This is a genomic window from Pseudoalteromonas luteoviolacea (genome assembly GCF_001696455.1).
Lineage (GTDB): Bacteria > Pseudomonadota > Gammaproteobacteria > Enterobacterales > Alteromonadaceae > Pseudoalteromonas > Pseudoalteromonas luteoviolacea_C.
Genome location: NZ_MAUJ01000014.1, coordinates 13,477 through 26,430, shown reverse-complemented (window position 1 = coordinate 26,430; position 12,954 = coordinate 13,477). Strand labels below are relative to the sequence as shown.

General features: G+C 39.7%; 10 protein-coding genes. 6 read left to right on the top strand and 4 right to left on the bottom strand.

Translation table 11 applies throughout. The features are described from left to right. Positions 1-605 precede the first annotated feature (605 nt). Positions 606-998: a hypothetical protein gene (locus A7985_RS23355; RefSeq protein WP_065792828.1), complete on the bottom strand. Its 393-nt coding sequence runs from the start codon at positions 996-998 to the stop codon at positions 606-608. A 292-nt stretch (positions 999-1,290) separates the two neighbouring features. Between A7985_RS23355 and A7985_RS23350 the strand changes: the two genes are divergently transcribed. Continuing rightward, on the top strand, positions 1,291-2,232 hold the full coding sequence (locus tag A7985_RS23350; RefSeq protein ID WP_081310706.1) for a tyrosine-type recombinase/integrase: 942 nt from the start codon (positions 1,291-1,293) through the stop codon (positions 2,230-2,232). Between the two features lie 54 nt (positions 2,233-2,286). On the opposite strand, the gene A7985_RS23345 is transcribed toward A7985_RS23350, so the two are convergent. Next, positions 2,287-3,378 carry a ParB/RepB/Spo0J family partition protein gene (locus A7985_RS23345; RefSeq protein WP_065792826.1) on the bottom strand — a complete coding sequence of 364 codons (1,092 nt, stop codon included), beginning with the start codon at positions 3,376-3,378 and terminating at the stop codon, positions 2,287-2,289. Positions 3,379-4,653: 1,275 nt separating this feature from the next. Then, positions 4,654-5,664, bottom strand: coding sequence for a RepB family plasmid replication initiator protein (locus A7985_RS23340; RefSeq protein WP_141685435.1), 1,011 nt, complete (start codon positions 5,662-5,664; stop codon positions 4,654-4,656). A gap of 198 nt (positions 5,665-5,862) precedes the next feature. On the opposite strand from A7985_RS23340, the gene A7985_RS23335 reads away from it, so the two are divergent. The 4 genes from A7985_RS23335 to A7985_RS23320 all read left to right on the top strand — a co-directional run bounded on the left by A7985_RS23335 (position 5,863) and on the right by A7985_RS23320 (position 11,362). Further along, a complete protein-coding gene (locus tag A7985_RS23335; RefSeq protein WP_065792824.1) occupies positions 5,863-7,251 on the top strand; it encodes an AAA family ATPase in 1,389 nt (462 codons plus the stop codon). Further along, positions 7,251-8,390 (top strand): ParB/RepB/Spo0J family partition protein, encoded by a 1,140-nt coding sequence (locus A7985_RS23330; RefSeq protein ID WP_065792823.1) that lies wholly within the window; start codon positions 7,251-7,253, stop codon positions 8,388-8,390. The genes A7985_RS23335 and A7985_RS23330 overlap by 1 nt, the downstream gene beginning before the upstream one ends. Before the next feature lie 287 nt (positions 8,391-8,677). Continuing rightward, positions 8,678-10,030, top strand: coding sequence for a sigma-54-dependent transcriptional regulator (locus A7985_RS23325; protein WP_065792822.1), 1,353 nt, complete (start codon positions 8,678-8,680; stop codon positions 10,028-10,030). Between the two features lie 315 nt (positions 10,031-10,345). Next, positions 10,346-11,362 carry a sensor histidine kinase gene (locus A7985_RS23320; protein ID WP_176716796.1) on the top strand — a complete coding sequence of 339 codons (1,017 nt, stop codon included), beginning with the start codon at positions 10,346-10,348 and terminating at the stop codon, positions 11,360-11,362. Here the strand turns inward: A7985_RS23320 and A7985_RS23315 are convergent. Beyond that, positions 11,359-12,168, bottom strand: a complete 810-nt coding sequence (locus A7985_RS23315; RefSeq protein ID WP_065792820.1) for a thioesterase II family protein — start codon at positions 12,166-12,168, stop codon at positions 11,359-11,361. The genes A7985_RS23320 and A7985_RS23315 overlap by 4 nt on opposite strands. A 493-nt stretch (positions 12,169-12,661) precedes the next feature. Between A7985_RS23315 and A7985_RS23310 the strand changes: the two genes are divergently transcribed. After that, a complete protein-coding gene (locus A7985_RS23310) occupies positions 12,662-12,868 on the top strand; it encodes a hypothetical protein (protein ID WP_065792819.1) in 207 nt (68 codons plus the stop codon). Positions 12,869-12,954: the final 86 nt, after the last annotated feature.

The following is a 12,954-nucleotide window of genomic DNA, read 5'->3' as shown; positions in this document are numbered from 1 at the left end:
GTTTTACTCTCCAAAGGTAAGTAAGTCACTTTTAGGTTTATTTAGCACAAAACCAAGCAGCAAAAGGAAACTTTTCGAAGCTTCCTGATAAGTTCTCCTATGTGCACGCGATAAAATACACCATAAACCCATTAGGATTACTCACATCAATATTATTAAAATGCTTCTGGAGCTAACAGCCATATTACACTGCTCGGGCATGATTTTATTTTTATCACCACGTGTAAAAGGCTCCAAAAAGCGCATGTGCTTTTTGATTACTGTGTCATATTTAGAAAATTTTTAGCTAATTTAACAGAACAATTTCCCGATGTTAACCCTATTATTTGAATAATTATTGAAGAAAGTAAAATCAATAAAGAAAATCCTGCCTAATTTAAGGGGTTTTCAACGAATTGAACATACATTCTAGGGCGTGGTTATTGCCGCCATTCAAATGAAACGCAACCTTAAAAGCGTGATACCTCGGTTTTTATTTCGCACAGTTTGCTACGCGTAATTTTGGGGCACCGGATTTTTATATTGATTTAGTTACAGTACGTCGCACTTAATTAAGAACACATCATACTTTTGCTTTTTTCAAAAAAATAAACCCTGAGTATAAATCATTTAGAATTTCTGCTATCAAATAATATTTTTAACGCATCGCTTAAATCCTCTTCCGGATCGAGTAAATAATCAAACACCGTTTCATAGTCATCGACTTCCAAGTACTGCTTTAACGCATAGAGTTTTTCCAGTGTTACTTTATGCAAAGTAATGGTCGTACTCTGTGCCAGTTTTCTTTGCTTGTATTTCCTGAACCGAGCAGCCAATCTGGTCCAACCTTGTGGCGTGAGGTTATTTTGCAATACTTGCTTGGCTGCTTGAAAGTCCATTTCATTCACGTCAGGTATACCTGACTCAATGGCAATTAAATCCGTTGGACGGATTTTTTCCAGAAACCCTTCCTCAACATAACTGTGCCACATTGCATCTTTATTGTCAGAGTTCTTCATTTTTGTGACTTGTCACACTTTTCAAATTTCTATTGTGTTAAAGTAATTCTACAGCGTATTACATATGTGACAAGTCATTAGCAGCATATCATGACACAATTTTTCTACTTATTAAAATGTATCTTTGAAAAAGTATATATTCTAAAATTGTCTCGGTGAGTTTGTCGCCACTTTTCTAGACGAGGCCAAAAAGTTATGTAGACTGTTTTTTGCTATAATTGAGACTGAGATCAATGCTCATTTTTATACCCGGTCACCACTGAGCAACGATAAGCGAGATAATAGGATCCCCATGAAAGAAGTTTGGCTCTCTGGAAAAGTGAGCAAAGTAACCCATCAAAAAAACAACAACCCAGCGCAACTTTATTTATTGCGGTTAGATTCAAAACGCAGTAGACGGAGCATTTCTTCCACGCTTAAACTCATCGCAAATGCCTTGGGCCATGTGAGTATTCAAGATTGCCCTTGGGAAAAAGTCAGAAGAATTCATGTCATTGCAATCAAAGAGAAATTGTTGCAATCGGGCTTCTCTCCCGCAACCATCAATACTTACCTTTGCGCCATTAGGGGGACAATGCATGAGGCATGGACATTGGGCCTAATCAACTCTGAAGATTATATGAAAATCAAAGATGTAAAATCAGTGAAGGGCTCAAGATTAAGTAAAGGGAGAGCGCTCAGTGAAGCAGAAGTCGGAAAATTACTCCAGTCTTGCAAGTCCGATGACAGTAAAAAAGGCGCTCGAGATCTTGCCATCATCAGTTTACTGTATGGGTGTGGTCTGCGCCGTGCAGAAATCGTTTCCATTGATGTAGAAGATATCTACTGGACAGAAAACACCATAAAACTAGTTGGAAAAGGCAACATTGAGCGTGTGGCCTATATGCCCGACAGTACCGCGCTTTACATCAAAAGTTGGCTTAATAAGACCCGCGGTACGCAACCTGGCGCACTGTTTACACGTATAAGGCGCTGGGACTATGTCACCTTTGAGCGCTTATCCGATCAGGCTATCTACAATATCTTACTACACAGGCAGAAAATCGCAGGCATCGAAAAGTGCTCTCCCCATGATATGCGTAGAACGTTTGGGACCCGATTATTGGATATGAATGTCGATATTATTACCGTTCGAGATGCTATGGGCCATGTCAGCGTCAACACAACTCAAAAGTACGATAAAAGAGGTACCCGAAGGTTGAAAGAAGCCAGCAAATTAATGAGTAAAGAGTAAAGAGCCCGCTGTACGATGTGTTCTTTTTGTATATACCTCAAACGAGGTCCAGTGTTAGTTCTCATTCAATAACTCAACCAACTTAATCAAACAACTCTCAACGTCCTTTTTGTTGTTCCAATCTAACGTTTCCCAATCAATGTCCGATTTTATCTGCGTGACATCTGTTGTTAGTAGCTTTCTTAACGCATCCACTGAATTTAGCTTGTTAATTTTAAAATTCATGACTGGTGCCGTGGATGGTTGATACTTTTGTACTTCGCCAGCTAAGCGCTTTTTGATACGTTCATTAATACTTTTTTTGTCATTCCCATCTAGCGTTTTTTTGTCAAAACGACGTTTGTAGGCACTCTCATTGCTAAGTACGAGTTTCTTTACTTGGATGAAAGGCTTCACTCCTCCATCCGCATAAAACTCGGCGACTGCAGGATAACGTGTCAGCACGTTGTAGTTATCATAGGCGCCCATTGAGATCCCCAGTGTACTTGCGGTCTCTCGAACGGTAAGCGCTTTACCCCCGCCCCTCTTTCGAGCTGCATTGAGCTCTTCGATCTCTAAAATAGCGTCCTCAAATGCTTTTAGTTTTCCGTACTGTGGTAAATCCTCTCGACTTGCATTTTCTTGGAATTGCTTGGTTTTAGGCAGTGGGGGACAGTTATCATATACCTTAAACTGAGCGGCACTATTTTCACCATTCGCGAAGATCAAGGCAAAGAAGCGTCTGTGTCCAGTTAATATTTGATAGCTACCATTGCCAATAGGGTAAACAGTGGGTACTTGAATAATTTCAGATATCGATATGTTGGCAGCCAGTTCAGTGATCGATTCAATCGATTGGTTAACCTTTTTCCATTCTAATGAACCGCGTTTAAAGCAGTTAACAATACACCCCTTCCCTATGAGGACTTGATCTTGCACATTGTAAATAGCTTGCAGTTGCTGCTTGGTCAGTTTTCTTTCAATCATTTGAAACGCATGCATATCGGACATAATCACAGCTGGAAAGAAACGGGGGTTTGTTTCATCTGGCTGCACTCTGTTCAAAAATATTGATTTGAATTCATAGGGCTGTTCAATAAGAATTTTGCTTGCATCCACTGAGTTCAATGCTGCTGCTAGATTTTGTTTTAGTGATATAGTGTTCAACGATTGACTTCCTCTATTAAACCTTAACTTAAAACACCTATGAACAAATGCTGTTTATAAACGATATGTACTAGGTTAAATTGTATCAAATAAGCACCCACTTACCTAGCAATAGGATAAAAATCAAAAAGTATAAATCAAAGTTTATCTGATGTTATACCTCTCTACTACTGCAGTGTCTTGTCATTAATTCAGTGTTTAGCGGACCAACGTCAAAATGAAAGACGATGCCTTACCTATTGCCAGTTGACCGAAACATAGGAAGCTAATCCTAACGTAAAATGAAAATAGGGGTACTGTGCTTATTGTCAGGTATTACCCCACAATTGCGGATAATGCCTTCGCTTTCATAAGACTGTGTACCAACACCATGGGTTGGAAACGCTGATAGAGTCAGAAAAAGAGTTTATGTTATCAAAATAAATCTTGTCTTTTTTGATATGCTTAATAAGTAATAATTATGTGTAATTATTACTCTGAATAAATAGATAGATACGGATTATATAACGGGTTAAAAACGGAAGGCATACGGAAGGCTTATCAACAAACCTTGTTAAGATGTTGATATTGTTTGGTTTAATATTTTTTATGCTATCTTAAACCTCATGGTATTTATTTCTCAAACCTTAGTATTCCACAATGTCAAACCTTGCTGTTTTTCTATCTTAAACCTAAGCAATACTCTATCTCAAACCCTAAATAGACCAACTTATACATTTGAGTGCACATGTTGCAAACAGGTTTTTCACAGGTTTGTTCATGGTTTGGTTTTTGTAATGGGTGAAATATTTCCCTTTCTATGCCAAACCTTGGTGTTTTCTATCTCAAACCTTGGGGGTGGGCGATACCTCTATCTCAAACCTTGGTGGGTGGATATTTACGTGGGCTGGTATATCTTACAGGTTTATTTTTTGCTTAATGTTCTTAAAATATCAATAATGCGCGTAATTTTAACTATCTTCCTAGTGAAACACTGATTTTTGGTGTGAGTTTTTAGGTCTTTTGGCAAGTTTAAAAATCTATCAAACAAATTCTTCGCCTTTTCTCTATTTTAAACCTTGGTACTTTATTTGTGATTTTTACGTATTGTGACTAATTCTATCTCAAACCATGGTAATTTTTGAGTGTAAAAGGCTATTTTTATAGGAAAGCGGACTTTATTTCACGTTTTGTCTTTTTGCTTAGGTTTGAGATAGAGAACCAGTCTATTGATTATGTAAAATTGAAGCTCGTTGTTCTGTGTGGGAGTTATCAGGTAAAATGGAGGGAGTGGCGTTAGCTTGATAGCCCTTTCGCCACTTTGTTATTGGCAGCCACCTGTTTGGCAAACGCATTTGATGCGTAAAGGTCAAACCGCCAATCGGTTATCTTTTTACCTTCTTTTTTGGCACTCATTTCAAATCGCTCTAATACATCCGCATTGACAAGGTCTTCCATGACTTTTTTAAACAAGGCTTTATCCTGAAAAAGATTCGGGTAAGGGTCTTTCATTGCGTTGATTAACGTGCTTAATAAAATGGTATAAGGTTTTCCAGGTGCGGCCTGTATCCATCTATGGCAGAGGCGTTTGTAGGTAAGTCTTGTGTAGTGCCTTTTAAATTCAAGGGCTTTTGTGTAGTTATACCGTCTGAAGTTCAATGTTAAAATTGCATCTGTAACCATGGGGTGAAAGCACACAAATGAGCGTGTATCTTCTGCATTACTTCCCTTTTCCGAAATCACCATAAATGGAAAGAAGGGGGCTGACAAATCAATGGAGTTGTCGATGCTCTGAATGGAGAGTATTGAGCGATTTAAAACATGAAGTGCTTCTTTTATTTCTGAATATGAATATGATTTTCCGACCCTTTTTAGTTCTTCATACACTTCATAAAGCGTAAATGCGATGCCAACAAACTTTGAGCCCGCATTGGTGCCGGTTGTTGCTTTATAGGCTTCTGCTCTTCTTTCGGTGGCGAGCTTACGCAAAACGTCTTCAATGATTTCTTCTCTAGCACCAGGGAAGACAAATGTGCGCTGCTTTTTACCGTTACTCGTGCGTTCTATATTGGCAGCGGTGACGGATACTTTCAGTTCCATGTCTTTGTAATTGGTTAGTCGTGTAAAAGCGGTTTCTTCTGCTGTGGCAGATACTAGGTACTTATTGTGTTTATCGTAAGTGAACTTCCCAGCCAAATCATAGATTTCTAGCGTGTTGCTATAATTTTTATCGAGCAAAGGGTCGAGGCCAAATGTGTCGAGGTTAAGTTGATGAGATTGTATGGGTTCTAGTTCGTTCTTATTCATTTTTAGTGCTTCACCATTTAATATTAACAACTTGTTATTCTGGCCTGCCTCTTTATATCGCTAACACGGCAAGAGAATGAATTTCTCTGTTGGCCCCACCAAAATCATCAAATCTAGTTTCTTCTTGTCAATTGGTGAAGATGCATTTAAATTGTCTATTATTAATGAATATAAGTCAAATATGCTAAGGAATTTGATATGAGTGATGAGGCGCTTAAATCCTATCTTCTCACTATTTTAAAGAAAATTAATACGTTAGTAAAAAGAGGTGAGACCATTATCACGGAAATCCCTGAGCTTGTAAGAAAATCTCAAAAGGACAGACATGATAATGATTGGTTTGAAGCGGCGCAAGTTGATGAAAGAGTTCAAAAGCGCCGTTATGGCACGACCCAAGCTGCTGAGCTGGCGGGTATAAGTCACTCTCTATTATATGCTGCCGAGCAAGATGGTAGATTACCTGAGCCTGAATATCGCAATGATACAGCGAAGAAGGTGAGAGCGGGTTACACAATTAACCACATTAATCATATGCGTAAGGTGTTTGGCACTGGACCAAAGAAGCCAGACAGTGCGTCGGCTGCTGTGATTGGCATATTAAACTTAAAAGGTGGGAGTCAAAAAACAACGACTTGTCAGCTGTTTGCGCAATACCTGGCTATTCGAGGTTATCGCGTATTGTTACTGGACACGGACCCTCAGGGATCACTGAGCTTCTTTTTTGGTAAACGACCGGATGATAACGTTCATTATGAAAATATCATTGCGCCATTTTTTCTTGAAGACGATGAAGCATTAGTTGAGGCTGGGCATCCGCCTGGTTCATCTCGCTCACTGCACTACGCGATTCAAAAAACGTACTGGGACAATATCGATATTATCCCTAGTTGTCTACAAAACCTAAATATTGATTTAATGATGCCTAGGGTTATGGATGAGGCAGAAGTGCCGTTCGTCGACAGGATTATGAAATTAAGAAATGGATTGCTCGAGGTTGGGAGTGACTATGACTTTATTATCGTTGACGGCACCCCTTCTCTCAACCTGAGCACCCTCAATGTCGTTTCGGCGTGTGATATGTGTTTCGTGCCAACACCGGCTGCGATGTTAGATTTTGCATCGACATTGCAATTTGCGGGTTTGGTTGCTGAGACGATTGAAACGTACAATGAAAGCGGCGTTTGCCCCAATATTCCGGATATCCGCTTTTTTATTACCAAGTATAGCAAAAGTAGTTATGCACAATTTATGGGTCAAATAATTCGTCGTGTATTTTCTGTTGAACGTGGTGATGTGTTGTCAAATGAGGCGCATGCTTCTGATGAGATAGGCAAAGCAAATAACTCGACTTATTCTATTTATGAACAAAATCCATCTGAGTCGGATAACCGTAAGCGTTTGAAGGTAACGGTTGAGATGTTCGATAAATTGTTTTCAGAAATGCACGATGCCGTTTGGGAAACATGTTATGCGGACTTTGATAGAGAGCCTTATGTAGACAAAATAGAGCAGATAATGGCAAATGCAGAGCCTGCAAAAGCAGAAATAGAAAACTATTCAAAGCAGTCGAGAGGAGGAAGTAGGTAATGGGAAACAAGAGCAAATACGGCAATATTGATGAATTGCTATCTTCAGATGTGAAGTCTGATGCCAATGAACCTGAACTTAGCGCTAGAAAAAGGCGTCCTTCTCCAGCGTTGGGCGTAATGACAGGTGATCGCAGACCAACCAGTTTTACTGATGGATTAAAAGCGGAAAAACAAGCCGCTTTAGATACTTTGAAAAAAGCGCAAGCACAGTTTGAAGAGGAAAAGTCTCATTTATTGCAGGAGCTTGAACAAGCCAAAAACAAAGATGGTACAAAGATCATTTTGACTATGCCGGTGACAAAGCAAAATGTCGCATTTGAAATGTGTCGCATCGATCCTCACTTGATTGATGTGTCACCTGAGAACGAACGTATACAGACTTTTTTGGATGAAATATCATTACAAGATATTTTACCTTCTATTCGCAAACATGGTCAGCAACAGCCGGGCACAGTCAGGCCCAAGGACAATGGACGGTTTGAACTGATCGAGGGCTCGAGAAGATTAGCTGCGGTTAAACTCTCAGAGCAACCATACCTGGCATTGGTCGGCAACGTACCTGATGCGGATGTTAGAGAGTTAGGCGTTATTGAAAATCAGCACCAAGACGTCAGCCCTTATGAAAAAGCAAAAGCGTATTTACGCCTAATTGAATGTGGGGAATTTCAAAACTGGACTCAGCTCGGTGCAGCGAGAGGGATAAGTTCTACACATATTGCTCGGTATAAGTCCTGTGTCGAGATTGATGAAATATTTGTGAGAATATTACCTTCACCTTCAGATATGCCGTTATCCTATGGTGAAACGATTGCTCGCTTGATAAAGAAAGATGAAGAAGGATTGCGTAATCAGGCGTCTCAGTTGCTGAGCACTCGTCAGGAAGCTCTCCACAATAAAACCGAATTGTTGGATGTAGAAGAGATTATTAAGCGATTAAAGAGCTCGGTGAGAACGAAGGCGAAAGCGCCCACGGCTAAGCGCCCTGTGACGTATAAAAGCCGCAATGGGCAAGTGCTTCTCAAACATACGATATCCAATAAAGGGACGACCAAGTTTGAGCTTACAGGGGTGGAAGATGACACCGTGGAAAAATTGTTGAAGTATCTAACGAGCACATTAAAAGTTGAAAGCGCTTAACTGTCATAGCGTATGCAATATTCCCGTCACGGGAATTTGAGTTAATTTGCACTTAAGTCTTTGATATATAGTTTTTTTGTTATTTTTAAGGCGGAATTTTTTTCTTTTTCTGCCTTCATCCACCGCTAGCATGTTGTCTCACTTTCAGTTTACAGAGCAAGGATCTGGTGCCGTGGCGGTGGGGGGATGGTGCTATAAAACGAGGCAAATACATAAACAGTTGCATGTAATTTCTGATAAGCTTTTTATTTTTTATCAAGTCAAGTAGTACAAGGTAGTTTTACAAAATGAATAAAACAATATTAGTTGTTGATGATGATAAAGGTGTTCGTATGAGCGCCAGTTTTGTACTGTCTCGGGAGGGATATTGTATTACTGAGGCAGACAGTCCTGTAGAAGCATTAAATATGCTCGGTCAAAATCAGATTGATCTTGTGCTTTTGGATATGAACTACAGTCAAGATACGACCTCTGGACGGGAGGGGTTAGAGTTTTTGCAGACGATGAATCGCCAGCATGCTGATATCCCGGTCGTTATCATGACCGCTTGGCCGAGTGTCGATGTGGCCGTTGAAGCAATGAAAATAGGCGCCAAAGACTTTGTTGAAAAGCCATGGAAAAACCCGCGTTTATTACAAGTGGTAAAACAGCAGCTGCAAGTGGGGAGCTTGCTTAAAGAAAATAAAAAATTGCAGCAACAAAACCGTGTCTTACAGGGGACCGACATTTTGATATGTGAGTCCGATGTCATGAAACAGGTCTTTACTAAAATCAATCGTGTTGCAATGACGGATGCATCGGTCTTATTGACCGGTGAGAACGGCACAGGTAAAAGCAGTATTGCCAAGTACATACACAGTCACTCGCCACGCCGGGAGCAAGGGTTGATCACGGTCAATATGGGCGCGATACCTGAGAGCCTGTTTGAAAGTGAACTATTTGGTCATGAAAAAGGTGCATTCACTGATTCAAAAAACGAACGTGTTGGGCGCTTTGAGCTGGCAGATAAGGGGACCTTGTTTTTGGATGAGGTATCGGAAATGCCTGTTGAGCAGCAGGCAAAGGTGCTGCGTGTGTTAGAGGGGGGAGAGTTTGAGCGAGTGGGCTCGAGTGTGACTCAATGTGCTGATGTCCGATTGATCAGTGCTAGCAACCAGGACTTTGCTGAGCTCATTCAACAAAAGCGTTTTAGACAGGATCTGTATTATCGTCTTAATACCGTCGTAATTCGCATCCCTGCATTGCGAGAGCGGGGTGAAGACATTATCCCTTTAGCGGAGTATTTTATTCAAAAGCACAGCCAGCGCTATGGTCGAAAAGACATTGTGCTAACGCAAGAAGCGACGCTGAAGTTGCGTGAATATTCGTGGCCAGGCAACGTCAGAGAGTTGAGCCATGTGATAGAGAGAGCGATTCTTTTTTGTGAAGAATCTAAGGTGTCTGCGGATCATATTTTGATAGATACGATTTCTGAGCCTGCACAGCTGGAGGTGCAGCCTTTAGACGAAGTTGAAAGGCGCCTAGTTAAACAGGCCATGATTAAAGCCGGCGGCAATACCGCAGAGGCAGCAAGCTTGTTGGATATTAGCACCAGTGCCATGTATCGGAGATTGGAAAAGTATAACATCAAGGCTAAGTAGGGTGAATAATTGAAAAAGTCAATGCTATCTATATTCACATTCCGTATGGATTCTTTGGAGTCTTACGTGAAGTGTATGTTATGTGCTTTGTTATTATTGTCTATATCTTTTCTTGTGATGTTGGGGCTTTTATTTGATTTTTCATCATTAGCTGTCTTCACTTTGTTGGTTCTTTTTATTCCATTCTTTATTGGTTTTTCAATTAATTTTTATCGTGTTTTTATTGGGTGGAACTATAATATTAATAGTTTTATTGATACCGTGTCTGTTGGTGATTTTAGTCATAAATTGAAATCTCCATTTAAACATGGAGTCGTGGCCAGTATATATGATGAATTAAATAGACTTAGCTTTTCAATACAAGATAAAAAAGATGTTTATGATCAGAATATATTCTTAATATATCGATTGATGGAGCAATTGAATGAACCAGTTATTGTCTTAAATCATAATCACTGCTTAATACATGCAAACATACCATTTAGTCGCTTTATTGGTAAGCCTTGGAAAACATTGAGAATGGCTGGCAGTGACAAATTTGGGCTGGTGATGGATGAGCAGGGGGAATGGCAGTTTCAGGATAAAAAAAAGAAGTCCCGTTGGCAATTGAGGCAGAGTCAGTTTCAAGAGAGTCATGACTTTTACCATTTAATCATACTCATTGATATAGAAAAGGAGATACGCCAAACCCAGCGACACTCTTGGCAGCAGATAATTCGGGTGCTAAGTCATGAAATAAGAAACTCATTGACTCCAATAGCCTCACTATCTGAAGCCATGTTAGAGGATTGTCAGTCTGGTGCTGAAGTCTCCTCTCAAGCATATGCGCAAGCATTAGAAACAATTCATAATAGAAGTAAATCCCTGTCAGAGTTTGTGTCTAAATATGCCGAATTAGGGAAGAGCATAAACTTGCGTAAAAGCGTTCTCAATACACAAGACTTATTCGATAGTGTCCTCAAGCTGTTCCCTTCATATCGGTTCCAGGTTTTGGGAGAAGCCATACAGCTACAGGTAGATAAATCGGCGTTTGAACAGGTCATTATCAACCTCATTAAAAATGCGGTTGAAGCGGCTTTTGAAAATACGGCGATACAAATAGAAGTGCGCAATACTCGCGGGGTTAACTATATTTTTATTCGCAATGTAGGCCACAAAATTGTCAACGAAGACAATCTATTTGTGCCTTATTACTCTACAAAAGAAGATGGCCAAGGTATCGGTTTATTCTTTTGTAGAGATATTGTCGAAAAGCATGAAGGTAGACTTACTTTGCAAAATAGCCAAAGCATTGAGGGGGTAGAGGCTATCATTGAGCTACCTGCGAACTAAATCACCATTTCATTTCTTTTTGAGGTTGGCCTTATTGATGGTGAATAGATGGCATCCACCTGACACAAGGCCTCCTTTAAGATGCTATTTAGCTCAAGCAAGACGGTGTCCTTAAACTCTAAAATAAAAAAGTGATCGCCTTTAAACTCATGGATATTGCATTGCTGTTGAGAAAGGTGCTGCCATGCTTCCCTCTGCGCTAATGAAATTTCAATATCATCAAGACCGTGAAAAACCGAGATAGGGAAGGGCATGGTCGTTGGCGAAGCTGTATAAGTTTCAGCGATCTTAAAATCGGCTCTTAAAATGGGTAACATGAGGTTCATCATTTCTGCATTATCTAGCAGTTCCCCCGGCGTGCCATTGAGCTGCTTCAATTCGTGAATAAACTCGTTTCTTGGCAAAGTATGTATCTGCTTTTTGTGGCTAATTAAGTGAGGCGCTTCTGAGCCTGATGCGATGAACCTCAGTGGTAATCGGCATTGATACTGTTTTAATTGGCAGCACAATTCGAAAGCGACATGCGCGCCTAGGCTGTGGCCAAAAAACACATACGGTAAGCGGGTAATCTCTTCTTTATGTAACAACAATTCGTTGATCCACTCCTGCATATCTTCACAGCAGGGCTCTGAGATTCTGGCCCCTCTTCCTGGTGGCTCAATCAATACCAGCTCAATATTGTTGGGTAACCATTGAGGCCATGAAATGTAAGAGTTTGCGCCTCCTCCCGCAAATGGAAAGCAAAAAATCCGCAGCTTGGGGTTGGATATCGGTTTTGGTATGTGTAGTAGTCTTTTGTTAAGCACAGTGAAGGCCCTTATTGTCTAATTAACTCGTGTGATGTTACCGAGTGTGGTAACGCGTTTATAATTGATGTTATAGCAATTTTTATGAATTTTTCGTTTCCCCCTTCAATCTGAGAAAGGTGGTTACTTATTTTTTAAGGTGTTGATTACACTGCTTGTTTCTCAACCTCATGTTCTTTTAATGACTCACTTTATATTTTAAATTAGGTATATCTTACAGGTCACACATATGTTTTGTTGTGCAACAATTCATTATATGAGCTCTCTGCCACAGGGGCTCGTTTTATGCACTCCAACAATTTGTTTTTTTAAAGAGTTAATTCAACTCTTTATTTATTTATGATTTGTTTAATGATTCATCTTTAAATGGCCATTAAGCATTTCAATTAGGCGGTGCATCCAATTAATTATAACAACCTGGTTGCACTTTATTTTTAATTTTATAAATGTAATTTTTAAATTTATATTTGTAATTTGATTTAAGGGTTAATATATGTGTGGCAAGTCCGATAAAATCATGAGCGAAGAGGAGCTAATAGTTTGGGGGTTCGAACAAGGATATAAGTTAGCAAAGTTCGATACCGACGATGGTGTTTATATAGAAACACAAAAAGCAGTAGAGTTTTTTAGAAAAAATCTAGGCTTTATCATTGGTGGAAAAGATGTTTTTAACTACAGTTATGACGTAAACGAGTTATAAAACATCTTTAAATAACATATTTTAATTAAATGGCAATTAAGCGGATTGTCATTACTAATATATGTTTTTACCATCATCAATCAGTA